At 45.4% G+C, this 25,660-nt stretch carries 23 protein-coding genes; 7 read left to right on the top strand and 16 right to left on the bottom strand.

Features of this window, described 5'->3' with window-relative positions; genetic code table 11:
* Positions 1-43 precede the first annotated feature (43 nt).
* Together DIC78_RS16540 and opuD are read left to right on the top strand one after the other, a co-directional pair.
* On the top strand, positions 44-1,306 hold the full coding sequence (locus tag DIC78_RS16540) for a BaiN/RdsA family NAD(P)/FAD-dependent oxidoreductase (RefSeq protein WP_127696635.1): 1,263 nt from the start codon (positions 44-46) through the stop codon (positions 1,304-1,306).
* 193 nt (positions 1,307-1,499) lie between these two features.
* The gene (opuD, locus tag DIC78_RS16535) at positions 1,500-3,032 is read left to right on the top strand and encodes a glycine betaine transporter OpuD (protein WP_024122541.1); all 1,533 of its coding nucleotides are present in this window, start codon (positions 1,500-1,502) and stop codon (positions 3,030-3,032) included.
* A 43-nt stretch (positions 3,033-3,075) separates the two neighbouring features.
* Here opuD and DIC78_RS16530 read toward each other — a convergent pair whose 3' ends face one another.
* The 6 genes from DIC78_RS16530 to rmgP form a co-directional block, all read right to left on the bottom strand.
* On the bottom strand, positions 3,076-3,258 hold the full coding sequence (locus DIC78_RS16530; protein ID WP_003325003.1) for a sporulation protein Cse60: 183 nt from the start codon (positions 3,256-3,258) through the stop codon (positions 3,076-3,078).
* 64 nt (positions 3,259-3,322) lie between these two features.
* The gene (locus DIC78_RS16525; protein ID WP_127696634.1) at positions 3,323-3,991 is read right to left on the bottom strand and encodes a YesL family protein; all 669 of its coding nucleotides are present in this window, start codon (positions 3,989-3,991) and stop codon (positions 3,323-3,325) included.
* Between the two features lie 21 nt (positions 3,992-4,012).
* Positions 4,013-5,302: a Gfo/Idh/MocA family protein gene (locus DIC78_RS16520; protein ID WP_127696633.1), complete on the bottom strand. Its 1,290-nt coding sequence runs from the start codon at positions 5,300-5,302 to the stop codon at positions 4,013-4,015.
* 12 nt (positions 5,303-5,314) lie between these two features.
* Positions 5,315-5,818: a hypothetical protein gene (locus tag DIC78_RS16515; RefSeq protein ID WP_024122544.1), complete on the bottom strand. Its 504-nt coding sequence runs from the start codon at positions 5,816-5,818 to the stop codon at positions 5,315-5,317.
* Positions 5,815-6,936, bottom strand: coding sequence for a glycoside hydrolase family 88/105 protein (locus tag DIC78_RS16510; RefSeq protein ID WP_127696938.1), 1,122 nt, complete (start codon positions 6,934-6,936; stop codon positions 5,815-5,817). Before DIC78_RS16510 ends, DIC78_RS16515 begins: the two co-directional genes overlap by 4 nt.
* Positions 6,937-6,943: 7 nt before the next feature.
* Positions 6,944-7,909, bottom strand: a complete 966-nt coding sequence (gene rmgP, locus DIC78_RS16505; RefSeq protein WP_127696632.1) for a polygalacturonan/rhamnogalacturonan ABC transporter permease — start codon at positions 7,907-7,909, stop codon at positions 6,944-6,946.
* Positions 7,910-8,116: 207 nt separating this feature from the next.
* On the opposite strand from rmgP, the gene DIC78_RS16500 reads away from it, so the two are divergent.
* Positions 8,117-10,432: a helix-turn-helix domain-containing protein gene (locus DIC78_RS16500; protein ID WP_127696631.1), complete on the top strand. Its 2,316-nt coding sequence runs from the start codon at positions 8,117-8,119 to the stop codon at positions 10,430-10,432.
* 39 nt (positions 10,433-10,471) lie between these two features.
* Here DIC78_RS16500 and DIC78_RS16495 read toward each other — a convergent pair whose 3' ends face one another.
* The 10 genes from DIC78_RS16495 to DIC78_RS16450 all read right to left on the bottom strand — a co-directional run bounded on the left by DIC78_RS16495 (position 10,472) and on the right by DIC78_RS16450 (position 21,329).
* A complete protein-coding gene (locus DIC78_RS16495) occupies positions 10,472-11,962 on the bottom strand; it encodes an extracellular solute-binding protein (protein ID WP_024122547.1) in 1,491 nt (496 codons plus the stop codon).
* 23 nt (positions 11,963-11,985) lie between these two features.
* Positions 11,986-12,846, bottom strand: coding sequence for a carbohydrate ABC transporter permease (locus DIC78_RS16490; protein WP_081638357.1), 861 nt, complete (start codon positions 12,844-12,846; stop codon positions 11,986-11,988).
* A 208-nt stretch (positions 12,847-13,054) separates the two neighbouring features.
* Positions 13,055-13,825, bottom strand: coding sequence for an NAD-dependent epimerase/dehydratase family protein (locus DIC78_RS16485; protein ID WP_101863524.1), 771 nt, complete (start codon positions 13,823-13,825; stop codon positions 13,055-13,057).
* Positions 13,826-13,911: 86 nt separating this feature from the next.
* Positions 13,912-15,096 (bottom strand): biotin biosynthesis cytochrome P450, encoded by a 1,185-nt coding sequence (bioI, locus tag DIC78_RS16480; protein ID WP_127696630.1) that lies wholly within the window; start codon positions 15,094-15,096, stop codon positions 13,912-13,914.
* 89 nt (positions 15,097-15,185) lie between these two features.
* Entirely contained in the window at positions 15,186-16,193 is a 1,008-nt protein-coding gene (gene bioB / locus DIC78_RS16475) for a biotin synthase BioB (RefSeq protein ID WP_127696629.1), read from the bottom strand.
* A gap of 2 nt (positions 16,194-16,195) precedes the next feature.
* Positions 16,196-16,891 (bottom strand): dethiobiotin synthase, encoded by a 696-nt coding sequence (gene bioD, locus DIC78_RS16470; RefSeq protein ID WP_127696628.1) that lies wholly within the window; start codon positions 16,889-16,891, stop codon positions 16,196-16,198.
* Positions 16,888-18,060: an 8-amino-7-oxononanoate synthase gene (bioF, locus tag DIC78_RS16465; RefSeq protein ID WP_106020288.1), complete on the bottom strand. Its 1,173-nt coding sequence runs from the start codon at positions 18,058-18,060 to the stop codon at positions 16,888-16,890. The genes bioD and bioF overlap by 4 nt, the downstream gene beginning before the upstream one ends.
* Positions 18,050-19,396: an adenosylmethionine--8-amino-7-oxononanoate transaminase gene (gene bioA / locus DIC78_RS16460; protein ID WP_127696627.1), complete on the bottom strand. Its 1,347-nt coding sequence runs from the start codon at positions 19,394-19,396 to the stop codon at positions 18,050-18,052. Before bioA ends, bioF begins: the two co-directional genes overlap by 11 nt.
* Positions 19,368-20,162 carry a 6-carboxyhexanoate--CoA ligase gene (gene bioW, locus DIC78_RS16455; RefSeq protein ID WP_127696626.1) on the bottom strand — a complete coding sequence of 265 codons (795 nt, stop codon included), beginning with the start codon at positions 20,160-20,162 and terminating at the stop codon, positions 19,368-19,370. Before bioW ends, bioA begins: the two co-directional genes overlap by 29 nt.
* 267 nt (positions 20,163-20,429) lie before the next feature.
* Complete coding sequence (locus DIC78_RS16450) at positions 20,430-21,329, bottom strand: dienelactone hydrolase family protein (RefSeq protein ID WP_095714554.1); 900 nt, start codon at positions 21,327-21,329, stop codon at positions 20,430-20,432.
* 246 nt (positions 21,330-21,575) lie between these two features.
* On the opposite strand from DIC78_RS16450, the gene DIC78_RS16445 reads away from it, so the two are divergent.
* Genes DIC78_RS16445 through DIC78_RS16430 form a run of 4 tightly spaced genes read left to right on the top strand, consistent with a single transcriptional unit; the run spans position 21,576 to position 25,653 of the window.
* Entirely contained in the window at positions 21,576-22,634 is a 1,059-nt protein-coding gene (locus tag DIC78_RS16445; RefSeq protein WP_127696625.1) for a LacI family DNA-binding transcriptional regulator, read from the top strand.
* Positions 22,635-22,644: 10 nt separating this feature from the next.
* Positions 22,645-23,922, top strand: a complete 1,278-nt coding sequence (locus DIC78_RS16440; protein ID WP_105990180.1) for an ABC transporter substrate-binding protein — start codon at positions 22,645-22,647, stop codon at positions 23,920-23,922.
* Positions 23,915-24,826, top strand: a complete 912-nt coding sequence (locus DIC78_RS16435) for a carbohydrate ABC transporter permease (protein ID WP_095714556.1) — start codon at positions 23,915-23,917, stop codon at positions 24,824-24,826. The genes DIC78_RS16440 and DIC78_RS16435 overlap by 8 nt, the downstream gene beginning before the upstream one ends.
* Positions 24,823-25,653 carry a carbohydrate ABC transporter permease gene (locus DIC78_RS16430; RefSeq protein WP_024122559.1) on the top strand — a complete coding sequence of 277 codons (831 nt, stop codon included), beginning with the start codon at positions 24,823-24,825 and terminating at the stop codon, positions 25,651-25,653. Before DIC78_RS16435 ends, DIC78_RS16430 begins: the two co-directional genes overlap by 4 nt.
* The last annotated feature ends 7 nt before the right edge of the window (positions 25,654-25,660 follow it).

Below are 25,660 nucleotides of genomic sequence, written 5' to 3'. Positions count from 1 at the left end.
AGCGTTCCGCACACGAAATGTAAAAAGAAAGTTGATGATAAAGATGAAGCAGTATGACGTAATTGTAATCGGCGGAGGCCCTTCAGGTCTGATGGCTGCCATTGCAGCCGGAGAACAGGGTGCTGATGTTTTGTTAATAGATAAAGGAAATAAGTTAGGCCGTAAACTTGCCATATCCGGAGGCGGCCGCTGCAATGTGACAAACCGCCTTCCTGTCGAAGAAATTATTAAGCACATCCCCGGCAACGGCCGTTTTTTATACAGTGCGTTTTCTGAATTTAATAATGAAGATATTATCAAGTTTTTTGAAAATCTCGGGATCAAATTGAAGGAAGAGGATCACGGCCGGATGTTTCCAGTGACAGACAAAGCGCAAAGTGTTGTCGACGCCCTGTTAAACAGGCTGAAACAGCTGCGTGTGACGATCAGAACGAACGAAAAAATCAAATCTGTTACATATGAAGATGGACATACGGCAGGCATTGTGACGAATAATGGCGAAATGATTCATAGTCAGGCAGTCATTATCGCGGTTGGCGGAAAAAGCGTTCCCCATACCGGCAGCACGGGTGATGGCTATGAATGGGCCGAAGCCGCAGGCCACACAATAACAGAGCTGTTCCCGACAGAGGTGCCCGTCACATCTGCCGAGCCGTTTATTAAGAAAAAAACACTGCAGGGTTTATCGCTCAGAGGTGTCGCCGTCAGTGTATTAAACAAAAAAGGCAAAGCCATTATCACACATAAGATGGACATGCTGTTCACTCATTTCGGCCTCTCAGGCCCCGCCATACTCAGGTGCAGCCAGTTTATCGTGAAAGAGCTGAAAAAACAGCCGGAAGTGCCCGTCAGAATTGATTTGTTTCCGGATATCAATGAAGAAACGCTATTCCAAAAGATGCACAAGGAGCTGAAAGACGCGCCGAAAAAAGCGTTAAAAAATGTGCTGAAGCCTTGGATGCAGGAGCGCTACCTTCTTTTCCTGCTTGAAAAAAACGGCATTTCACCGAACATATCATTTTCTGAGCTGCCGAAGGAGCCTTTCAGACAATTTGTCAAAGACTGCAAGCAATTTACCGTTCTCGCAAACGGCACGCTGTCTCTAGACAAAGCGTTTGTCACAGGAGGCGGTGTATCGGTGAAGGAGATTGACCCGAAAAAGATGGCGTCTAAAAAAATGGACGGCCTGTATTTTTGCGGCGAAATCTTAGATATTCACGGTTATACAGGCGGATACAATATCACATCTGCGCTCGTCACAGGCAGACTCGCCGGACTGAATGCCGGACGCTTTTCCCGTACGTAAACATTAGACTTTTCAAACTCTTACAGCATGCCGGGCATTTGAAAATTTCCCGCAAAAATGTTAGGGTGAGATTTGTTTTGTTTCACCTGATTGCGGGGTAATTTACAGGAAGGAATGATCTGCCATCGTACGACCATACTAAGCCTGCGAGGAAGATATAGGCGTACACAAAAAAGTCAGAGGGTGAGAATGTTTGAAGAATATATCTAGTGTATTTTGGATTGTGATTGTCATCACAGCCGCAGCCGTTTTGTGGGGCGTTATTTCTCCTGACAGCCTGCAAAACGTGTCTCAATCGGCACAATCGTTTATAACAGATTCATTTGGTTGGTATTATCTATTAGTTGTCTCTTTGTTTGTCGGGTTCTGTCTCTTTTTAATTGTCAGCCCGATTGGAAAAATTAAACTGGGGAAACCGGATGAAAAACCGGAATTCGGGTTATTATCTTGGTTTGCCATGCTGTTCAGTGCAGGCATGGGAATCGGCTTAGTATTCTATGGTGCGGCTGAACCGATCAGCCATTACGCAATTAGCTCTCCATCAGGTGAAACAGAAACCCCCCAAGCCTTCAGAGATGCGCTCCGGTACACGTTTTTCCACTGGGGACTGCACGCTTGGGCCATTTATGCCGTCGTGGCATTATGTATCGCATATTTTCAATTCCGCAAAGACGCGCCTGGATTAATCAGCAGCACACTGACTCCGATTCTCGGCGATAAAGTAAACGGCCCGATCGGTAAACTGATTGACTGTATCGCTGTTTTCGCTACAGTTGTCGGCGTTGCAACGAGTCTGGGGATCGGCGCAACTCAAATTAACGGCGGATTGAATTACCTATTCGGTATTCCGAATCATTTTATCGTTCAATTGATTTTGATTGTTATTGTAACAGTGCTCTTTTTACTATCGGCTTGGAGCGGACTCGGAAAAGGCATTAAGTATTTAAGCAACACCAATATGGTGCTAGCCGGATTGCTGATGCTGTTTATGCTGGTTGTCGGACCTACCGTTTTGATCATGAACTCACTTACAGATTCAATTGGGCAGTATATTCAAAACATTGTTCAAATGAGCTTCAGACTGGCGCCGAACGATCCAGGCAAACGTGAATGGATCAACGGCTGGACGATTTTCTATTGGGCATGGTGGATTTCCTGGTCTCCATTTGTCGGCATTTTCATCGCTCGTGTATCCCGAGGCCGGACAATCCGTGAATTTTTGATCGGCGTCCTGGTGGCACCATGTATTTTGGCTTTCCTATGGTTCTCCATTTTCGGTGTTTCCGCAATGGACCTTCAGCAAAAAGGTATCTTTAATGTGGCGAAGCAGTCTTCCGAAACGATGCTGTTCGGAACACTGGATCACTATCCGCTGACAATGATCACGTCTATCCTGGCATTGATCCTGATCGCCGTGTTCTTTATTACATCAGCTGATTCAGCGACATTTGTCCTTGGTATGCAGACGACATACGGTTCATTAAACCCGGCTAACTCAGTCAAACTCAGCTGGGGCATCATTCAGTCTGCTATGGCAGCTGCGCTCTTGTATTCCGGCGGACTTGCCGCTTTGCAAAACACAGCGATTCTGGCGGCACTGCCATTTTCAATTGTTATCTTGCTCATGATTGCTGCCCTTTATAAAGCATTGGCAAGAGAACGAAAAGAAATTAGAGCAGCAGAGAAATTCCAGAAACCAAGAAGCCCAAGAGTGAAAAAGGCTTAACCATAAAAAAAGATCTTTCCGCAGTCCGCGGGAAGATCTTTTTTTATTTTCGATATAAAATGAGTGCGGAAAAACAGTAGAGCTGCTCGCCTTCAGGGTCACATGCCGCTGAAACCGTATATTTGATATCAACCAGCTGCTCTTCCGATATTCCTTTTAAAAATGAATTGATCTCCGTTTGCAAATCTTTTTCATGCTCTTCATCAAACACTGCCACCTTCAGCATTTATCCGCTCTCCTTTCTCTATCAATCTATTCCGTTTGGAATCAATATATGATAGAGAAAATGTTTACCTCGTCTCCGGATAAAAAGCTTCTGGTGCAGGATGTTTCTTTGACGGTTCATGGTCCTGCTGCTCCAGCTTCACCAGGACGGCATAAGCGATCCTCATGTGGCAGTAGCTGATGAGACTGACGCTGAAAAAAGGGACAATTCCCGGCAGATAAGCCAGCAGGAAAAAGAGCGCGACCGTCAGCGCAAGCATGACGAGGGTATATTGTAAGTACGCCACACTCAGCAAGAGGGAAAACTTAAAATACAGGCGCTTTTTCCAATCAAAGTGGACGAGCAGCGGAAACACATAAAAAAGCATTGATACAAACAGAAAGCCAAATATCATAATAGCAAAGCGCAGGATATGCAATAAAAAGTGGCTTGGGTAAATAAAGGCCAAATCGATATAAATGATCAAACCGATTAACACCAGTACAGCACCGATCAGATTGGAACGGAGAAATTCAGCTTTGTATTCCCGCCAAAATGTCGGCAGCACCGGAACGTGATCCTGACCCTGAATCCATTTTCGCATAACAGCGAATAAAGCGGCAGTCGCGGGCATGACACCGAACACTCCGAGACCGAGGATTGTAAAAAGCAGCCAAAGCAAATTGGTATACGCAAACCTCATGATCCACTCGCAAAAACGCAGCACCCGTGCCATTGATCCGTCATGTTCCACGAAAGCCCCTCCTCTTCGCTTTTATACATTTTGCATATGAAAAAGCTGTTTAATATCAATTGGTTTCTTTTCAACAACGGAGCGCCATATTCCCTCACCGACCGCGATAGAATAGGCTCCGGCTTCGGCTCCGGCCAAAATGTCATACTGGCGCAGGGGATCTTTGCCTATAAATAGATCAGCAAGCAAAAGCGGATCACCTCCGCCGTGTCCTCCCTCGTTTTTGACGACTTGAATGGTTTGCTTCGATTCAAAAAGCGGATAATACTCAATCGTCTGCTCTGGAAAAGCAAACGGAATTCTGGAAGGCTCATGGAATTCATTTGATTCAATGCGTCCTTTTGTGCCGTTTATCGTAAGGCGGTAGCCTTCGTACGGAGCGGAAAATGTGATCGAGTAGCTTAAAAGCGCACCGCCGTCATATTTGACAGCCGCCACATACGTATCCTCAATATCGATCTCCTCGTCAAAAATGCACGCGTCAGGGCGATATGCGGTATATAAGCTTGACTGGTCTGCATCCGCCTTGAGATGATCATCCTTTACAGAAGCTTTAGAGGCACGGGGGTGCCATCTCGCATAGTAATGGCATTTCTCTTTGACCCGGCATGTGCCGCAAAAACGCCCGTCTTCTTCCGGCAGCGGATTCCACTCACTGTCCGGCCCGTAGTAATTCAACTCGCCGTAAGCAAATACCTCCGCCGGGTTTTGGCCGAGCCACCAATTCACCAGATCGAAATGATGTGTGGATTTATGGACAGAAAGGCCGCCGGAAAATTGCCTGGATCGGTTCCAGCGTTTAAAATAGCTGGCGCCGTGATAGGTATCAATATACCAATTCAAATCAACAGACGTGACCCTTCCTATTTTTCCCTCTAAAATCATTTCTTTGATTTTCCGATGATACGGGCTGTAGCGGTAATTAAACGCGACAGTAACCTTCCCTTTGCTTTTCGCTTCTGCCTCAAGCACCCGCTTTGCATCCTGCACCGTCGTCACCATCGGTTTTTCCGTTATGACATCCGTATCCCACTGAAGGCATCTCAATATATAGGTAACATGGGTGTCATCCCTTCCCGTCACAATCACAATGTCTGGCTTCGAAACGCTCATCATATTATCAAAATCTTCTTCTTTATACTCCGGTACTTGTGCAAGCTCCGGAAATGCCTCTTTGCAGACGGCGAATCGTTTCGGATCGGCATCCAGCAATCCCGTAATTTCATAAATGGATGAAAACTGTTTGAGCAGCGGTTTGATAAACATGCTGAGGGCTCTGCTGCTTAATCCGCAAATGACGATGCTTTTCAATGGTCCCCACCCCTATCGGACTTCTGTTAATTGGGAAATCAGCTGCAGCGCTTCCTCTGTTTTTTCGGAGTATACAGGGATAAACGCCGCCATATTTCGATTCAGCCGAAAAGAATAGCCGTTCAGCTGTTTTTCCCCTTTCTCAATCAGAACGGCATAGACTGTTTTTTCTCCCGTTTTTTGATTTACGGCTGTATAGGGCGATGAATGTTTCAGTGACAATCCGTCTAACGGCTGAAAATTTTCCGGATCATCGTATGCTGCAAACAAGTCTTCAGGCACGATAAAGACGTCACCCTCGCGAGCCGTAATTTCAGTCAGCAGCTTTTCCGGCAAAGCGGGAAAGATTTCTGCCCTGCCTGCCTTCTTTTCAGCAGCCTCTTTTATGTTATCCTGTACGCCTGCCTGCATATCTGAAAACAGGATGACATGAATGCCGTCCGGTCTGCTTGAACACGAAGCCAAAAACAGCACCGAGACGATCACACATACAGCCGCACATAGAAATCTTTTCATTTTTCGTCTGACCCGAGAAGCGCTTCCAATTCTGTCATCGCCAAAATAAACGCTCCCGCCCCGTGAAGGTCGTTTGTGCTCCGTTCCCGGCTGACATAATAATCATAAAACCCTGCCGACGTTCCGACACATATATCTTTGACGAGAAACGCGCCGTCTTTTGTTGTTTCAGTTTTATGCTGAATCAGGCCTTGATACGCTTTTAACAATGATGTTTTATAGGACCTGTCGAGATATCCTTTATTGATTCCTTTAGCGATGGCATACATATACAGGCACGATCCCGAGCTTTCCAGCCAGTTGTCAGATCTGTCGCCCTTGTCAACGATCTGATACCATAATCCTGTTTCCTTGTCTTGGCAGCGGCAGATGCTTTCGAGCATGTCCTGCAGTGTTTTTTTCCAGACATAACGAGTTGGGTGCTTCTCAGGCAGCTCTTCAATCATGTCTGCGAGTGACATGACGTACCAGCCGATTGAACGCGCCCAAAACTCCGGAGAGCAGCCTGTCTCTTGACTGGCCCAAGGCATTTTTTTCGCTTCATCCCACGCATGATAGAAGAGTCCGGTCTTTGGATCCTTCGTATGCTTTCTCATCAGGCCTTCCTGAAGCACAACCATGTCAAACAGCTCCGGCTCGTGCTTCAAATTGGCATATTTCAGTGCAAACGGCCCGCCCATATATAAACCGTCAAGCCACATTTGATATGGATAGCCGTCCTTATGCCAGAACCCCTGCTCTGACGTTCGGTTCAGCGTTCCGTATAAGCCCCGCAGCCTTGTTGCCGCTTTTACATAGCGTTCATCCTTCGTCTTTTCGTATAAAGGAAAAAGAATAAGGCCCGCCTGAATCGCGTCGAGTTCGTCTCTTTTAAATAATAGATTGCCGTAATCATCAATTAGGAGATCCGCATAAGATTTCGCATAATCAAAGTACCGTTTCTGTCCGGTTGCTTCCCAAAGACGCAAAACCCCGCATAAGAAAACGCCCTGATGATAGTGCCAGCGGTTTGCAGGCGGCAGCTCTTCAACTGTATACGTGTTCATAATCGTTTCTGCCAATGCCTCCGCATACGTAAGAGGCGACTTTACAGCGATTGATTGATCCATTGATACCATCCCTTTCTTAATAGATTCCTTCCTCGCCAAATTTCTTCGCCAAACGATTCGCAAGCATGACCAAAATCAGCCCGACCGCCGCTTTAAATACGCCGACCGCTGTACTGTAGCTGAATTGGCCCTGTTTCAGCCCTGCAGTATAAACGTACGTATCAAAAATTTCCGCGACTTCCCTGTTTGTGGCGTTTAACAGCAAATATACATGCTCAAAGCCAAGCTCCAGCGTGTCCCCAATTTTTAAAATCAGCAAAACGACGATGACGCTTTTGATAGCCGGCAGCGTAATATGCCACATTTGCCGCACCCGTCCCGCTCCGTCCATTTTCGCCGCTTCATAAAGCTGAGGATCAACCGCCGTCATTGCGGCCAGGTAGATGATCGTTGACCAGCCCGCTTCTCTCCAGATGACCTGCAGAATATACAGCGGACGGAACCATTCTTCATTCAGCAGAAAATTGATTTTTTCACCGCCAAAAAACGTAATCAGTTCATTAATCAGGCCCCCGTCTACTGTCAAAAGCACAAATGACAGCGATACAACAATGACCCAGGACATAAAGTGCGGAATATAAATCAGCGTCTGAACAAATTTTTTAAAGAGTGCAATCCGCACTTCGTTTAGAAGAAGCGCTAATAAAATCGGCACCGGAAAAAAAATGGCCAGATTCAAGGCAAAGAGCACGAGCGTATTTTTTAACAGGACAAAAAATGTAGGCTCTGTAAACAGCCTGATAAAATGCTTCAGCCCGACCCACTCGCTGCCCCAAATGCCGAGAAACGGCTGATAATCCTGAAACGCAATCACGATTCCCCACATTGGAACATATTTAAAAAACAAAAAATAAATACATCCCGGCAAAATCATAAAGTACAAAAACTTTTGCTGCAGCAGCTTATTTAGTAAGCGCTTTCTTTTTTCTTTTTTAAACATGACTGCGTCTACAGCCGGCGCTTGCGCTTCTGCTGTTTTCATCTTTTTCAAAGCCTCCTTTCACGGGTTCTTGTTTTCACTGTAGCGCAGCGTGCAAAAGTCCGTCTACAATCATATGATCACATTCTGCCTGAGCCCTTTGTCATCAAGGGTTTTGCCTCTCTATCTGAAAAAAAGACACCGATATTAGAAAATGATTATTGACAATATCTATCAATCTTTGGATTAATTGTATTAAGATGTTATGAAATGGGGGGTTTTATGAAAAGAAGCCAATACAAGTTTTATTACAAACTCATCACGTTTTTTTGTTTACTCAGCACCATTCCCGTCATTTTGGTCGGTTTGTTTTCGTACGAGCACTCTCAGAAAACGGCCATCTCCAACGTTTCGGAGGAAAAACTCGACACACTCCAGCAGACCCAGCTAAGCATCGAGCACATCCTAAAAACCGTCGATCATTCTTTAACCCACTATGTGAGTTCGCCGCCTCTCCTCCGCACACTGTCCGAGCCTTTGCACTCTGACCAATTTCAAATCTATGACCAAGTGAACCAAGAGCTCAACTATTTGCAAAGCTTTGATACCGATTTGTCCAACATGACGCTTGTCAGCTATATGAAAAACTGGTACATGAACAATTCCGGTTTGTACCGCATGAATACGGACTCCCTTCATGAAGCAGCCGAGGCGTATTCGAAAAACAAAGCGAGCCGGTCCTATTGGACGCTGGAAAAAAACAACCGTTTGATCTCCACAAAGGAAGGCGCTTCAGAAAGCTGCCGGTATAATATCAATTTGATTAAGCAGCTCCCGCTGAACAGCACAAACACGAAGGGACTGGCAGCCGCAAGCATCCCAAGCTGTTCACTCGTTAAAAATATGCCTGATTATTCAAGCGCAAACAGCGTGTTTATCATTGATGAAAAAGGCCGTATCATCCTTCACAACAACATGTCTGATATAGGCGATTCTCTTCAAAACGACGATTTTGTCAAAAAAATGCTGGGGCAAAGCTCCAAAAGCGGCCAGTTTGAAACAGTCATTGACCGCATTCATTATAAAGTGACCTATCAAAAATCAGACTATAACACGTGGACTTATTTTTCTCTCGTTTCCCTGCCCGAACTAAAAAAAGAAGCCAAGTCGATCGGCTGGATCACCTTTACGGTATGCTTCGTTTTGTTAACGCTTTCATTGTTATTCTCTTGGCTGGGCTCCCGTCATTTTTATAAGCCGATCCGGCTGCTTTATGAATCGTTTGCGCGGCACGGAGCCTTTCCAGAAAAACAGCCTCATCAAAACGAGTTTGAATTAATTGAGCAAAGCTTCAAACAGCTCAAAAACAGAAACGACGACCTTGAAGAAACAATGAGGCAGCAGGCCACTCATCTTCAGCAATATTTTATGGTCAGGCTTATGCTTGGAAAGCTGACGGATGAGGAGGTCAATAACCGCTTTGAAAGCCTCGGCTTAAAACAAAAATGGCGGCATCTCGCCCTGCTGGTGCTCCAAATTGACACGCTGAATCAAACACCGTATGAGAAAAAAGATATGGATCTGCTGTTGTTTGCCGTCAACAGCCTGATTGAGCGAAACATCCCCGCGGAAAAACACCTCGCACCAGCGGTAGTTGATAAACAGCAGGCAACCATATTGATGAATGAGAGCGGAACAAAAGAGGAATTTATGGCCGAGCTGAATGATACTGCCCGGATGATTCAGGATACAGTTGAAGCTGAGCTGCACCTGTCTGTCAGCATCGGCGTCAGCCAGCCGTTTGATGCATTAGCAATGGCGAAAAACGCTTATGCGGAAGGCTCAGAAGCGTTAAAATACCGGCTGAAAGCAGAAAACAAATCGATAATCTTTTATGAAGACCTGGATCAGAAAAAAACGTTCAAAACCCATTTTCCGAAGCAGCTTCAGCATGAGCTGTTCGATGCTGTAAAAGCCGGTGACAAGGAGAAAGCAGACAAATGCCTGCACGCGATTTTACAGTCGATTTTTACACACAACACCAACCCGTACCAATTTCAGATCGCAATCGCCCGTTTTCTGAATCATGTCATTGAACTGATGCATGTACTCGGAATTGAACTATTTGAGCTTGAAGAAAACAAAATGCTGTATGACCAAATTTTTGAGCTGAAGACATTCGAGGATACTGAAAACTGGCTGAAGCAAGAATTCATTGATCCGATGACAGACAAAGTAAATGCCCGGGCCGATGCACAGTACAAGAATATTTCCGACAACATAATCCATATCATCCACCATGAGTTTGAATCCGATTTAACGCTGGACGAAATTGCCCGCAGGCTGCATTACAACCCGAACTACTTAAGCAGTATTTTCAAAAAAGAAATGGGCATTTCATTCAGCGAGTATGTCTCGAATTACCGCCACCATATGGCAAAAAGCTGGCTGGCTGAATCCGACATGGCGGTGAAAGACATAGCTGAAAAGCTCAAATACAAAAACTCGCAAAACTTTATCAGATCCTTTAAAAAGCTGGAAGGCATCACACCGGGCAACTACCGCCAGCAAAAAAGAAGCATATAAAAACCCAAAACCGCTAGTGCGTTTTGGGTTTTTTCAATATTACTTTGTTTTTTTAAACGCTTCCTCGTATTCCTGAATAATCTGCTTTCCTCCGCTTGTTTCCCATTTTTCAACTTCTTTATCAAACTGGCTTTCTGTAATTTCTCCGATCATATATTTATAGGTGGCATCGTCTATCATTTTTTTCAGTTCATCTCCGCGCTCAGACTCCGCGGCGGAATACAAGCTCTCTGCCGGATTGGAGACGATGATGTTTTCATTGTCTTCCGTCAGCTCCTCGTACGCTGTCCGTAGCGGATCACCGGTGTTTTTTAAGTAGGCTTTATCAATGGCGATTAAGGCGGACAGCGGCTGAATATCAGTCTGCCAATCTTTTACCTGGCTTTCTTTTCTTGTGAATGTTTTGCCTTTTCCTTTATTGTAATGAACCCCGTCAATGCCGTATGTCATCAGGCTGTAGACGTCCTCTTCGGCTATTCGGTCAAAGAACGCCAAGATCCGTTTCAGCTCGGCTTCTGATTTCACACTCGTTTTCGGAAAAGCAAATACACCGTTATGCCCTCCTGACGCCCATACACGCTCTTTTCCGTCAGGGCCTTTTATGCGGTTGATGATCTCCAGCTCCATTGATTTATCGGAAGCATTGTCACGCAAATTGACAGCGTCCACCATATTCCCGATATAGATGCCGGCTTTTCCTTGAGAAAACAGCTCCTGCTGCTGGGTTTTGCTTGTGACCGGAAAGTCTTTATTCATGTAGCCGTTATCACGCAGTTTTTTCATGTAATCCATCGTGTCTTTGTATTCTTTCGTCATGAAATCAGGCGTAAATGTGCCGTTTGATTCCTTCCAGTCTGTCGGCATGCCTTCATATGAGCCAAGCGTCTTAAAAGCGCCGTAAATCAGATCATTTCGGTCAGTCAATCCGAATGTATCATCTTTTCCATCCTTGTCCGGGTCGTTCTCTGTAAACGCTTTGGCAACTTCATAAAGATCATCCAGCGTTTCCGGCGTTTTCAAATTCAAATTGTCCAGCCAGTCCTTCCGAATGACGATGCCTTGTCTCGAGAGGGGACGCTCTCTGTATATCCCGTAAAGCTTGCCATCGATTGTGACATTTTTATTAATGAGTTTATTCATCTTGTTTAAATTCGGATAATCTTTGATATAATCGCCGATTTCCCAGAACATTCCCGATCTGAAGGCATTCATCACAGACGAATTTTTAATGTCTTGAATCGTCACGATTTGCGGGAGATTGCCGGCTGCAAGCGCCGCATTCAGTCTGTCTTCTTTTACCGCATCAGGAACCCACGTGATGTCCAGTTCTGTATTTGTCAGCTTCTCAATTTCTTTGATCGCCCTGTCTTTCGGCGGCTGCTGGTGATACAAAATCGCCATCATAGACAGCTTTACCTTTGAATCCGAGTCCGCCTTGCCTGATGATTGATCAGCTCCTTTACAGCCCGCCAGAACTCCTCCGAGAGCAAATACAAGCACAATCAGAAGCACCCTCCATTTGTTTCCCATGATATCCCTCCGTTTCATATTCTTTATCCTTTGACAGACCCCAGCAAAGCCCCTTTTGCAAAATGCTTTTGAATAAATGGATAGACCAGCAGAACCGGAATGGTCGCTACGACTATTACTGCCATTTTGATCGTTTGCTCAGGCGGCGGGCTGCCCGAGCCCATTTCCGACATATCCCCTTGTACCCCGCTTGAGACAATAACGATTTGGCGCAAAAGCACCTGAATCGGCCACTTAGCTGAATCATTTAAGTACAAGATCGCCGTCATATACGTATTCCAGTACGTCACCGCATAAAACAGTGAAATCGTTGCGATCGCTGGAAGAGACAGCGGCAGCACAATTTTGAAGAAAATCCCCAAGTCATTGCAGCCGTCAATTTTTGCGGACTCTTCCAGGCTCGCCGGGATGTTTTGAAAGAAGTTTTTCAGAATGATCAAGTTAAAGGCATTAATCGCTGTCGGCAAAATAAGGGCCCAGTAAGAATCGAGCAATCCAAGCGATTTGACCACAAGGAAAGTCGGAATCATTCCGCCGCTGAAGAGCATCGTAAATACGACGAGAAACATGAGCGGCTGCCGCCCAATTAAGTCGCGGCGGGATAAACCGTAAGCCATCAATGAAGAAAGAAACATGCTGACCGCCGTGCCTACAACTGTCACAAACACAGAAACGAGCAAGCTTTTATAGATAATATCTGTCGAAAAAATGTAACGATAGGCATCGAGCGAAAAAGTGGTCGGTATTAAAATGAATTTTTTCGAAACCACTTCCTCTACTGTGGCAAAGGATGCCGCAATGACATGAATAAACGGAAGTACGCATATTAAAGCGAACATCAGCAAAAATCCGTAAATCAAAATATCAAACAGGCGATTTTTCAGTGAATGTGCGATCGTTCCCACCCCCTTTTTGTAAGCGTTATCATTTTTTTAATAAACGAGCTGCAGCATGTGACGATATCGTGTCTAAAATGTAGCAAATATGCGATTGCCATGTCTATAATCATTTGAACACTGTCCCTTGCCCGGCGGCATCGGAACTGGCTTGAAACCGATCATAAAAGAAAAAGAGCATAATCTTAGAAAATGATTATGCTCTGTTATTGCCGTTCTCTTCCTCTTTCAGAAGCTCAGCGGTATTAATTTGAGGCGCAAACCCAAGCTCCTGAACCGCGGATTCTATCGACCACGGCTTGCCGGGATTGTCAGAGACGGCGTAATAAGTGCCGTAACGGATATTCGTTTCAATGGCTGCTTTAAAAATCGACAGCAAGTCCGGGTGGGAAAGAAGCGTTTTTTTCGTCCGGTCGTTCTCATGCAGTGTATCCATTTCATCTGTGACGACCGTTCCGATTCGAAGGTTGATGACAGAGAGCTTATTTTCCAGATAAAACAGGTGGCCGATATGTTCCGAGGTCAGCTTTAGGACGCCATATAGATTTTTTGACAGCGGATAATCGTCGGTTGTGATTTCCCGCCCTAAGAGCGAACGCCCGTCTTTTTCGTACACATCTGTCACATGATTGCTGCTGGCGAAAACAACCTTTGGGATGCCGAGCTCTGCTGCCGCGCGGCACAAATAGTAGCTTGCTCTATAAAAAATATCCGTCATTTTTTCAAATTCAGCTGTGTCCATGACATCGTATTTGATTTTGACAGCGAGTAAGTTCACGATCACGTCTGTATCTCTCGGAATCTTTTTCAATAGATCCTCATAGTTTGACGCGTCTGCCTGAATAGCGGGTGCTAAGCCCTCGTAACGGTCTTTATCCAGCACCGTCACCTCGTACTCAGACATAAGCCCTTTAGCCAATATCCTCCCAATCACACCATTTCCGCCGGCGATCAGCACTTTTCTCATATGTTCACTCCCCTTTTTTTATAGATTGCCCATTTTCGCCGGGGACGACACGTTTTCAGCATTCACATGGCTTCCTTTAGCCTTCATTAAAAAATAACCGGCAGCTCCATAAGCGCTCTAAAACCAATTAGCTTCCGGTATCGCACTTCAGAAACAGCGAGCTGCAGGCCGGGCATGCGCTGCAGAAGAGTGTTAATTGCAATTTGTGCTTCTAGCCGTGCCAGTGAGGAACCTATACAAATATGGTGGCCCTGTCCGAATGAAAGATGGGGATTAGGGCTTCTGGTGATATCGAACTCATTGGCATGCGCGAATACTTTTGGGTCTCGATTGGCAGCCCCCAGCAGAATATAGACATGCTCCCCTTGTCGAATCGTTACGCCATTCATTTCAATATCTTCTGACGCAACACGGGCTGTCATTTGTGTGGGGCTTTCATAGCGTAAACATTCCTCAACTGCGGTATGAATCAGGGCTGGGTTTTCTTTGAGCTGCAAAAGCTGTTCTCGATGCTGCAGCAGACAAAGAATTGAGTTGCTGATGAGATTTACTGTTGTTTCATGTCCTGCGATCGCCAGCAATATACATGTTGATGCCACTTCCTCCTCCGTCAGCTTACCAGCCTGTCCTTCCTTCAGCAGCATGCTGATCACGTCATGCTGCGGTTTTTGTTTCCGTTTTTGAATGAGCTCTCTAAAATACCCCCTCATCCTTACAGTGATCTGATTGCCATCTGTTAACACCTTTCTTGATCGGGTAAAATCAATCGTTTGAACAAGGCTTGACGCCCACTCTTTAAATTGATCCCTTCCTTCTGCCGGCACACCTATGATCTTAGCTATAATGCTGCTTGCCAAAGGAAAAGCAAGGTTAGAAATCAGCTCCATCTTTTTTTCCCCTTGCACTTGATCAAGCAACTGATGGACAGTTTCATTTATAAATGGGCGATAGCCCTCTGTCATTCTCGGAGTAAATACCCCGCTGACCGGCATACGCAGGCGCCTATGATCAGGCTGATTCTGAAACAGCATCATCTGCTTCTGGACATGATTCAAATCCTTATATTTTATGGAGGTCTCAGGCAGCGGGACACGTGTTCTGAATCTGGTATCTTTCAGAATTGCTGCCGCTTCCTCATATCCCGTGACATACCAGCCTGGATACTTCAAAACATTCCCTTTATATAAAGGGTGTGCAGAACGTAATGTATCGTAAAAAGGATAAGGGTTTTTAAAAAACGCAGAAGGTGTAAGTGAAATTGGAATTGTCATATGCTCCCTCTCATGATTCTGACATCATCATTTTGACTCTATAAAAATAAAAGCAATCGACATGACACCGATTGCTTTTATTCTTGCTTTCAGCTATTAGCACTTAAACTGGCTTTCATCTCTTCGACCGATTCTACTTCAAATCCTAAATCACTCAGCATTTTATGATCCTCCGTCTCCTCCTGTCCGGAAGTCGTTAAATAATCTCCGACAAAGATGGAGTTGGCGGCGTACAGCCCCAATGGCTGCAATGAGCGGAGATTGACCTCTCTTCCACCAGAAATGCGGATTTCTTTTGACGGATTAATATAACGGAACAGCGCCAGCACTTTTAAACAATACAGCGGGTTTAATTCATTTACGCCTTCTAATGGTGTGCCATCAATTGCATGCAAAAAATTCACCGGAATGGAATCGGCGTCAAGGGCTTTCAAGCTTTGTGCGATATCGATGACATCCTGCTTCGTTTCCTTCATCCCGATAATGGCGCCTGAACATGGAGACATGCCGGAGGTTTTTGCAATCTCAACCGTATTGACCCTGTCTTCGTACGTATGTGACGTGGTAATGTTTGAATGATTTCTCTGAGATGTATTGACATTATGATTATAGCGGTCTACTCCGGCTGCTTTCAGCCGTTTCGCCTGCTCCGGCTTTAGCAGTCCGAGACACGCACAAATTTTCAGCCCATACGTCTCTTTTATTTCCTGTACTGCTTCTGCGACCTGATCGACCTCTCTGTTGGACGGCCCCCTGCCGCTTGCCACGATACAGTATGTACCTATGTTCAAATCATGCGCCCGCTTTGCGCCTTCCAGAAGGGTTTCCTTTTTCACCATCCGGTAAGTCTCAATCGGCGCTTTCGAAATCGCAGACTGGGAACAATAGCCGCAATTCTCCGGACAGAGCCCTGATTTTGCATTCATAATCATATTGAGCTTTACTTTTTTTCCATAAAATCGTTTTCTGATGTGAAAAGCTCCATGCATCAAAAGCAAGATGTCTTCATCTGGACAGTTTAAAATCGAAAGCGCCTCTTCGTTGGTCACCTCTGCTCCGTCCAGCACCCGGTCTGCAAGTTCCATCCATTGATTCATTTTCATGCCCCCACTCGATTGATCAGTAATGATAAATCTATATGGTCCTTCACCATATCCTGAATCGTTTCTTTTGTTGTGTTTATCAGCTTTGGCGTCACTCCTAATAGCGGCACACCGCATAGGCTCTCAATCATTTCAGGATTGGTTTTTTCATCATGATCAGGAGAATCACTGATTCCATTGATGACGATTCCGGCGATTGGAAGACCCATGCTTTTGGCATATTGAACAGTTAAAAAGGTGTGATTAATCGTTCCAAGATGAGGGCGGGCCACAATAATCACTGGAAGCTGTAACGCTTTTATGACATGACTGACTAAAAAATCCTCTCCTAATGGCACAGAAATCCCGCCCGCACCTTCTACGATGAAGCATCCATGTTTTTCTCTTATCCGCTCCCAATGGCGTAAGACTTCTTGCATTTTGACAGCCTTGCCCTCCAGCTTTCCTGCAACGTATGGAGCTAGCGGCTCTTTGAATGCAAAAGGCGTAATCTCTTCATGTGAAAGACTCGTTTGCGACATCTCTTTCAGCAGGCTTGTATCGCTCTCTGGATGATGAGGGGAGATCCCGCTTAAAAATGGTTTAAATACTCCGACATCCATCTTATTTTCCCGCAATAAGGCTGCAAGACCGCAGGATATCACCGTTTTCCCCACTTCTGTATCTGTTCCGGTTACAAAAAAACCTCTCATGGAATGATGTTCAGCTCCTTTCCGATTGAACGAAATGCTTCCAGCAAATGATCAATATCCCTCATACTGTGCCCAGCAGTGATGGTTAATCGGATACGGCTTTCTCCTGGCGCAACGGTCGGCGGACGAATAGCAGGGGCATAGATTCCTTTGTCCTGCAGTTTTTCAGCAAACGTGACCGTTTTTCGGGTATCGCCGATGACCACCGGAATAATCGGTGTATGATGCCCCTTCACCACATAGCCCATGTGCTTCAGATTCGTTTTGATCATCTGGATATAAGAATATAAAAGCTGCCGTTTTTCCTTGCTGGCCTCCATGATGTCTAACGCCTCATGGGCAGCTGCACAGCTTGCCGGCGGAATAGCGGTTTGAAAGATAAACGTTCTGGCATGGTTCAGCAGAAAGTCGATGAATACCGCTGAACCTGCAGCGAACCCCCCTTCCGCTCCGGCAGCTTTGCTTAACGTGCCGATGACAATGTCAGGACAAACACCGAAGTGGTCACTCGTCCCTCCTCCTGATTTTCCCAAAACACCTGTTGCATGCGCATCATCAACGATCACGTAAGCATTGCAGCTTTTAGCAAGAGAGATGATCTGATCAAGAGGGGCAATCGTGCCATCCATGCTGAATACCCCGTCTGTTACGATAAAACGGCGCTGGTACCGCTGTGTTTCTTTCAGTTTTTCTTCAAGATCAGCCATTTCGATATGGCGATAAATGACCGTATCAGCCTTAGACAGGCGGCAGCCATCGATGATACTTGCATGATTTAATTGATCACTTAAAATGACGTCCCCTTTTTCAGGTAACGAAGAAAGGACACCGACATTGGCTAAATAGCCGCTTGAAAACAGTAAAGCCGCTTCTGTCCGTTTAAAGCCGGCAATCTTTTTTTCGAGTTTTTCATGCCAGGTCGAATTGCCCGTCGTTAAACGCGAGCCGGTGCTTCCTGCTCCAAATTGCTGCAGTGCTTCTTGAGCTGCAGAGATCAAGCGGTTATGGTTTGCGAGACCTAAATAATTGTTTGACGACCAGACCGTTTGATTTTTGCCATCAATCGTCACCTCCGGAATTGGAGGCCCATTCATTGTTCGCAGTGTACGGTATACGCCGGCTCCCTTCGCTTTGTCTAACCGGCGGCTTAACCAGCTGTCAATGCTCAAGGCTGGTTACCTCTTGGATCGCTTCTTTCATAATAGACACCATTGCTTCGAGCTCTTCAGCTGTGCTGGCAAGCGGAGGCAGAAATGCAATTACATCGCCGAGCGGTCTCGTCAGCATCCCGAGCTCTCTCATTTTCAAAGAAACTTTGTACCCCACTCGCCGATCAGCAGGATAAGGCCGTTTGGTTTCCTTTGACTGAACAAGCTCTGCGCCGCACATAAAGCCGAGCTGCCGAATATCCCCAACGTGAGGAAGTGCATGCAGGTCTTGAAGAAGTAAATGGAGCTTTTTACTTTTTTGCGCGACTTGTTCAACGATGTTTTCAGATTCAAATAATCTCAGGTTTTCAAGAGCAACCGCACAGCCAAGCTGATTTCCTGTATAGGAGTGACCGTGGAAAAAGGTTTTTTGTTCTTTGTAATCATCGTAGAATGCATGGTAGATGTCTTCGGTGGCAAAAGTGACAGCTATCGGCAAATAGCCTCCTGTAATGCCTTTGCCGGCAGCCATTAGATCAGGCTGAACATTTTCGTGCTCACATGCAAACATTTTCCCCGTACGCCCAAAACCAGTGGCAACTTCATCAACAATCATTAAGACATCGTAAGCTGTACAAAGCTCGCGCACACCTGCCAAGTATCCTTCCGGCATCACAATCATGCCGGATGCTCCTTGAACCATTGATTCAATCGAAAGTGCTGCAATTTCGTGATGGTGTTCCTTCAGCAGCTGTTCAAGCGCATAGAGACACTCATCACGGCTCTGCACAGGATCGCCGCTTTCAGAGCGGTATACATAAGGGATCGGAGCTTTATAACTATCAAACATTAACGGGCCATAGACGTGGTGGAACAGTTCAATTGAACCGACACTGACGGCACCGATCGTATCGCCGTGATACCCATTTTTCATTGCGATAAATTTTTGTTTCTCAGGCTTTCCGATGTTCTTCCAATATTGAAACGCCATTTTTAGAGCAATTTCCATCGCTTCTGCACCGCTGTCCGAATAAAAAACACGCGTCAGCTTCTCCGGACTGATCTCGGTTAATGTCTCGGCAAGTTCAGTCGCCGGGACGTTGGTCATGCCCAATAATGTGGAGTGAGCAATTTTGCCAAGCTGTTTTATGATGGCCTCATCTAATTCCTTTTTGCGGTGCCCATGCACATTAAGCCAAACGGAAGAAAAGCCGTCATAATATTCCTTGCCGTTTATGTCTTTTACTTTGATTCCGTTGCCGCTTTCGATGATCAAGGGATGTTCATCATAGTCTTTCATTTGAGTAAAAGGCAGCCAAAGATGTTTTTTACTTTTTTCTATCAAATCTTGAGTCATCATCTTCCTCCCACTCTATCAAAATAGGCTGCTTCTCGAGATCATTTATGTATGTGTTTACATTTACAGAGCCGTCAGCAAAAAAGATTCGGCAGCCCTCTTCATTCCCGTATTCTTTCATTGCTGTAATACGCTGATAGCCCAATTTTTTACCCGCGACGTAGCCTGTTATGTAATCAGGGTCATCTGACCAGCATAATTCTGCAACAGTTGCCGGATGCTCACTCACCTTTGAAGCAAGTGCAAGGGCCTCTTTTATTCTTGGGTTTGATGGTGCGCCATAGCGTTGTGCCCATTGTCCAAAATTGAGGTCGGGCCAATCCATTCTGGACACCCGTACACCTTTTTCGTGTGTTTGATCAATTCGTTTGCCAGTGTGAATATCAAACACCACCGCTCCCCTGATACCTGACCATTCAGACATTTGTTGATATGCTTTTTCAATCACTTTTCTTGGAACACCCGCTCTCTCCAATAAGAATCGGGCAAGACTTTGTCCCTCTTCCGGGGATTCTACTTCATTTGTCTTCATTGGTAATGGATGAATCTTCTTAACCGGCTCATGAACCTCTTCAAATTGAATTTGCATAAAATCCGGTTTTCCTCTAGAGTGAGATAACCCTTTTTCTAATAAGGCATTCACCGTACGTTTCATATTATCGAACGTGATGAGCCGTTCTCCGCCGGATATATGCTTTCCTCCATCTTCGTGAGACCCATTCATAGAAGCTCTCATTCTGACACTGTAAAATGTTTCTTCTTGCATACCTTCTCGCCCTTTCAGCTTTGATTACAGAAGAAAGTATTCTATTTGTTAACAATTTATAAATTCAGGTTAACAATTAGAATACTATTATGTATACACAATTCTGTCAATATCAGAACGCCATTTCCTCATAAACAAAATCTATTTATCATGTATATTCCTGATAACTGTATTGATCCACTAGAAAAAGAAGAGACGGGCAGATGCTCGCCTCCTTACCTGTTTGAACCATTTCAGAAAAACACGTAAAGCCTGCCCTTTTTCATGTCACAGCCACTTTTTCAAAAACTGCAGAGCTTCATGCCTCATCATAGCTGTTTCAAAATGCCCTGAAGCGGAGCGCACCATACGGTAACAATCAGAAGCCCCTTTTTCAGCATACAAAGCTGTTAATTCTTTTTCGATTTTGTTCACTCCCTCAGCGGGTGTTAGCCGATCATGTATGCCGGCAAGACTAAGATGCGGTCGCGGTGCGATCAGGCTTTGGATATCTGATGCAGAAAAGTGCTTGGCAAGAGACGGAACGTAATAATAAAAGCCATGCCGGTCAAGGTTCTGTGTTTCAATCAGTACATGATGGTCAACCTGACTGCATAAATCCGCACATGCCTTAATCCGTTCATCAAGCGCCGCTGTCCACCAAGCCATCAAGCCCCCCATAGACATGCCGATCGTTCCGATTCTGTCAGGCTGAATATCAGGGCGGCTCTGCACATAATCAATGGCTCTTATACTGTCGTAAATCATCATGCCCCACATCACCCTGCCCGTCAGAAGCATCTCTTTAAAAATCTCGCTTTCTGATTTTCCCCGTCTGTCTCCAAATCCCCAATGGTCGATTGCCAATACGCCATATCCGAGAGAAGTCAGCTCCCGAGCAAAAGAAGGCGCTTTCAAATAATCCGCTCCCTCAAGCAGTTCACTTTTTCCCCGTTCATACTGCCCGCCATGCGAATGCTGAAATAATATAACCGGACACCGTCCTTTTGCGGCTTTCGGCTTCACAAAATATGCAGGCACCTTTTCAAGCCCATTTATATCAAGCAGCAGCGTTTCAATTATATATCCCTCTTTTTCCTCAATACGCAGCGTTTCCGCCCCCGTATGCTTCCGATCAGGTAAATCACCAAGCAATCGAAACAGCAGCTCTCTTTTTTCGTTACTCATCCCATCACCCTTCCTTTTTCGCTTATCTTCAATGTACGAGACGGATTTGTTATTCCCTTTATTTTTCACACAGCATACAGAAACAAAAATCGTAGTTTACTAAACTTTTACTAAAAATAACAAAATATTCTGAAATTAATCATTGTAACCGCTTACTTTCATATGATAGTATCAATTTATCAAAAACGCATGAGTAAAATATTTCTTTTGTTTTAGTAAATCTCATTCAAATGAAAGGGAGTAACCATGGTTCGTATAAAAGATATCGCCTTAAAAGCGAACGTTTCAAATGCTACTGTTTCGAGAATTTTAAATGAAGATCATTCGCTTTCTGTGGCTGGTGAAACGAGACAAAGAGTGATCAGTATCGCTGAAGAGCTAGGCTATCAAACTGTTGCTAAACGCCGAAAAGCCCGCGGACAAAAACAGCGTGCCCAGCCGCTTATCGGGGTGCTGAGCTGCTTATCTCCCGATGAAGAACGGCAGGATCCTTATTTTTCTTCTATTCGCAAAGGAATTGAAAAAGAATGCTTTGAACAGGAAATTTTCATTACAAACTCCATCCATCTCGGTTCCTTCCAGGAGCATATTTTTCGGGAACTAGACGGTATCATTGTTATCGGCCGTGTCCATGACGAAGCCGTTCAACATATCAGCGGCCGATTGGAGCATGCCGTATTTATCAATCATTCTCCCGATCCGCAGATATACGACTCGATTGGGATTGATTTTGAAGCCGCCGCACGCCAGGCAATTGATCACCTTTTCGATTTAGGTTACCAACGATTAGGCTATATCGGCGGGCAGGAGAAGGAGCATACACTGAGGGACGGCCAAAGCATTCGCAGAACAATTGAGGACAAACGCCAGACTGCCTTTTTGCAGTCCGCCCATCCTCAGCCTGAACACGTCCTGGTCGGCGATTACAGCATGCGCGAGGGCTATCGTCTGATGAAAAAAGCCATCACTCAAGGCAATCTGCCGGAAGCCTTTTTTATCGCAAGTGATTCTATGGCCATCGGCGCATTGAAAGCACTTCGGGAAGCCGATCTGCATGTGCCGCGGGATACAGCCATTGTCAGCTTTAACGGCATTGAAGAGGCCGAGTTTGCCAGCACACCTTTAACCACGGTGAAAGTGCATACAGAGGAAATGGGCCGCACAGGCGTAAAACAGCTTCTCGACCGCTTTAACGGCCGAACAATTCCTCATCAAGTCACCCTGCCGACAACACTGATCATCAGGCAAAGTTGCGGATACACAGCTAAGGAGGTGACGCAAGACAAACGTTCATCAAGATCATAAGGAGGAAAAGATGAAACACATATTTGTTTTATTTCTCTCTCTTATTCTGCTGATTCTGCCGGGCTGCTCATCTGAAGAAAGCGCTGCAGATACGGGCAAAAAGACGTTAACCATTTATTCTACGATGTCAACAGACAGTGAAAGAAACACATTCAGAAAACTAGCCGCAGCGTTCGAAAAGGAAAGCGGCATTCGCGTCAGCATTCATTTCCCAGGCAATGACTATGAAAATATGATGCGTGTCAGAATGGCCGCCAATGATCTGCCTGATCTCTTTGATACTCATGGCTGGGGGAAAATCAGGTACGGGGAGTATACAGCCGATCTCCGGGATATGGACTGGACTCAGAATCTTGATCCAAATTTAAACAGCATCCTTAAAAACAAAAGCGGAAAGGTATACGCATATCCGATCAACCAGGCAAAGGACGGCCTGGCGTACAACCGCAATATGTTAGACCGTTTCGGCATTGACCCGCCGGAAACGATGGATGACTTTATAAAAGCACTGAGAACGATTAAAGAAAAAAGCAATGGAGAAATCGTTCCTTTCTGGTTCGCCGGATATGACAAAAGCTCTTTCGCCCAATATTATGACCAATTCGCAACACCTCTTCTCATCACAGATCCTGCCCATAATGAAAAGAAACAGCTCATTGACGGCACCTTCAATTGGAGCAAATTTACTTATCTTTCAGATACCCTCAAACAAATGCAGAAAGAAAAACTCATCAATATCGATGCCGTAACAGCAAAAAAATCACAGCTCATTGAGTTAATGGCTCAAAACAAAATTGCTTTTACCATGCAGGGCGGCACCCTCGGCCAAGACGTCGCCCAAATTAACCCGAATGTAAAGGTTGGGATTATCCCGACACCAGCTATTCACTCCGGTGATGACCCGATATGGATTGGAGGCGAGCGCTATACCCTGGCAGCATGGAAAGACTCGCCTCATTTAAAGGAAGCAAAGCAATTTATCGCATTTATGGCTCGTCCCGCCCATGCGAAAGAAATGGCTGAAGCCACATCGCTTCCTTCAGGGCTGACCAATGTAAAAGCTGATATTTTCTATGCCAAAGACTATCAGCATTATCAGAACATGAAAGTTGAGCCCTATTTCGACCGATTGTACCTGCCGAACGGGATGTGGGATGTGATGGGAACGGTCGGCCAGGAGCTTGCGGCAGACATTTTGACACCCAACGAGATTTCTAAAAAGCTGGGAAGAGAATATAAACGACTCCGGGAGCAATCTGGAACACAGGGAGCTGAAAACAATGAGTGAGATCGCAAGAGATGTTCATGTGAAACAGGTCAAGCCGAAAAAACAATCCTCACTTTGGTGGATGTATATTCCGGCTCTGCTCTCCGTTTTGATCTTCATGATTTATCCGTTTGTAAAAGGCGCTTTTATCACCTTCACAAACTGGAACGGATTTTCTCAGGTTTATCAGTGGGTCGGTTTCGCTCAGTATGAAAGGCTGTTTGCGGATCCCGACACATGGCATATCTTAAAAAACACGCTGCTATACGGACTCGGCAGCACCTTTTTTCAAAACGGCATTGGGCTTCTGTACGCCCTGCTATTAAATCAAAGCATAAAAATGAAAGCGATAACAAGGACCATTGTGTATTTGCCGGTTATGATCAGTCCGCTCATTATGGGCTACATTTGGTACTTTTTCTTTTCTTATGACGGAGGCGCGCTTAATGACCTGCTTGGCGTTTTCGGCATCACCCCGATCAACGCGCTCGCCAGTCCGTCTTCGAACCCATGGATCATCGTCATGATTAACACGTACCAATATGTCGGCATCGCCATGATTGTCTATTTGGCAGGCTTGCAAAGCATTCCGAAAGATTACTATGAAGCAGCGGAAATGGATGGCGCGACACGGGGCCAGCAGTTTTTTGGCATCACCCTGCCGCTGTTAATGCCTTCGATCACGATCAATATGGTCATCAACATTATCGGAGGCTTAAAGCTGTTTGACGTGATAATTGCGCTCACTGCAGGCGGACCCGGAAACGCGTCGCAATCGATGTCAACGTTTATGTATGACCTGTATTTTAAACGGCAGGATGCCGGCTATGCTGCGACACAAGGCATATTTATGGCATTTGTCATTTTGATCATCAGCTTTTGCGCGCTTGCGTACTTTAAAAGAAAGGAGACGGAAATGTCATGAGAGCCGCCCGCTCAAACAAACTGCGGTTTATTACACTTCTTGCTGCCATTGTAGCCTGTGCGCATTTCATTCCTTTTTACATTCTGCTGACCACTTCATTGAAAGCAAAAGGAGATTACAGTTCCAAATGGCTGTTTCCAGCTGATATTTCCTTTCAAAATTTTTCTGAGGCATGGGAGCGCGCTTCACTTGGCAACTCGTTTATCAACACAATCATCATCACAGGTGTTTCGGCATTGTTATTAATCATATTCGGCTCACTGGCCGCCTATCCTCTTGCCCGGCGGGAAACCAAGCTGAATAAAGCCGTTTTCGCGCTGCTGATTTCAATTATGATCATCCCTCCGTTAACGTCCATGGTGCCTTTGTACAGAATGGTCGTGGACGCCGGCATGGTCAACACACACGCAGTCGCCATTTTGATCAATACAGCGGCGTATATGCCATTAACCGTGTTTTTGTATTCCGGCTTTATCCGTTCAACCATTCCAAAAGAGCTCGAAGAAGCGGCAAGAATGGATGGAGCGGGAATGCTGAAAATCTTTTTTACGATCGTATTTCCTTTGCTGAAGCCGATCACTGCCACCATCTGTATTATTTCCTGTGTCTTTATATGGAATGACTATCAATTTGCGATTTTCTTTTTACAGGATCAGAAGGTGCAGACACTTACTGTCGCAATGGCCGGATTTTTCGGAGAAAACGCCAACAATCTGCATTTGGTCGCCGCGGCTGCCATCATGGCAATGCTGCCGATGGTCATTCTGTTTCTGGCGCTGCAAAAATACTTTATTGCCGGGCTGTCATCAGGCGCGGTAAAAGGATAATGAAATA

Source organism: Bacillus halotolerans, from assembly GCF_004006435.1.
Taxonomy (GTDB): Bacteria; Bacillota; Bacilli; order Bacillales; family Bacillaceae; genus Bacillus; species Bacillus halotolerans.
This window is presented reverse-complemented; position numbering and strand designations above follow the sequence as displayed.

Coding starts and splice junctions, on each gene's coding strand:
- DIC78_RS16540 (WP_127696635.1), top strand. CDS start 44: ATGAAGCAGTATGACGTAATTGTAATCGGCGGAGGCCCTTCAGGTCTG.
- DIC78_RS16530 (WP_003325003.1), bottom strand. CDS start 3,258: ATGCTGAAGGTGGCAGTGTTTGATGAAGAGCATGAAAAAGATTTGCAA.
- DIC78_RS16515 (WP_024122544.1), bottom strand. CDS start 5,818: ATGAAAAGATTTCTATGTGCGGCTGTATGTGTGATCGTCTCGGTGCTG.
- DIC78_RS16510 (WP_127696938.1), bottom strand. CDS start 6,936: ATGGTATCAATGGATCAATCAATCGCTGTAAAGTCGCCTCTTACGTAT.
- rmgP (WP_127696632.1), bottom strand. CDS start 7,909: ATGAAAACAGCAGAAGCGCAAGCGCCGGCTGTAGACGCAGTCATGTTT.
- DIC78_RS16500 (WP_127696631.1), top strand. CDS start 8,117: ATGGGGGGTTTTATGAAAAGAAGCCAATACAAGTTTTATTACAAACTC.
- DIC78_RS16495 (WP_024122547.1), bottom strand. CDS start 11,962: ATGGGAAACAAATGGAGGGTGCTTCTGATTGTGCTTGTATTTGCTCTC.
- DIC78_RS16485 (WP_101863524.1), bottom strand. CDS start 13,825: ATGAGAAAAGTGCTGATCGCCGGCGGAAATGGTGTGATTGGGAGGATA.
- bioI (WP_127696630.1), bottom strand. CDS start 15,096: ATGACAATTCCAATTTCACTTACACCTTCTGCGTTTTTTAAAAACCCT.
- bioB (WP_127696629.1), bottom strand. CDS start 16,193: ATGAATCAATGGATGGAACTTGCAGACCGGGTGCTGGACGGAGCAGAG.
- bioD (WP_127696628.1), bottom strand. CDS start 16,891: ATGAGAGGTTTTTTTGTAACCGGAACAGATACAGAAGTGGGGAAAACG.
- bioA (WP_127696627.1), bottom strand. CDS start 19,396: ATGACTCAAGATTTGATAGAAAAAAGTAAAAAACATCTTTGGCTGCCT.
- bioW (WP_127696626.1), bottom strand. CDS start 20,162: ATGCAAGAAGAAACATTTTACAGTGTCAGAATGAGAGCTTCTATGAAT.
- DIC78_RS16450 (WP_095714554.1), bottom strand. CDS start 21,329: ATGAGTAACGAAAAAAGAGAGCTGCTGTTTCGATTGCTTGGTGATTTA.
- DIC78_RS16445 (WP_127696625.1), top strand. CDS start 21,576: ATGGTTCGTATAAAAGATATCGCCTTAAAAGCGAACGTTTCAAATGCT.
- DIC78_RS16440 (WP_105990180.1), top strand. CDS start 22,645: ATGAAACACATATTTGTTTTATTTCTCTCTCTTATTCTGCTGATTCTG.
- DIC78_RS16435 (WP_095714556.1), top strand. CDS start 23,915: ATGAGTGAGATCGCAAGAGATGTTCATGTGAAACAGGTCAAGCCGAAA.
- DIC78_RS16430 (WP_024122559.1), top strand. CDS start 24,823: ATGAGAGCCGCCCGCTCAAACAAACTGCGGTTTATTACACTTCTTGCT.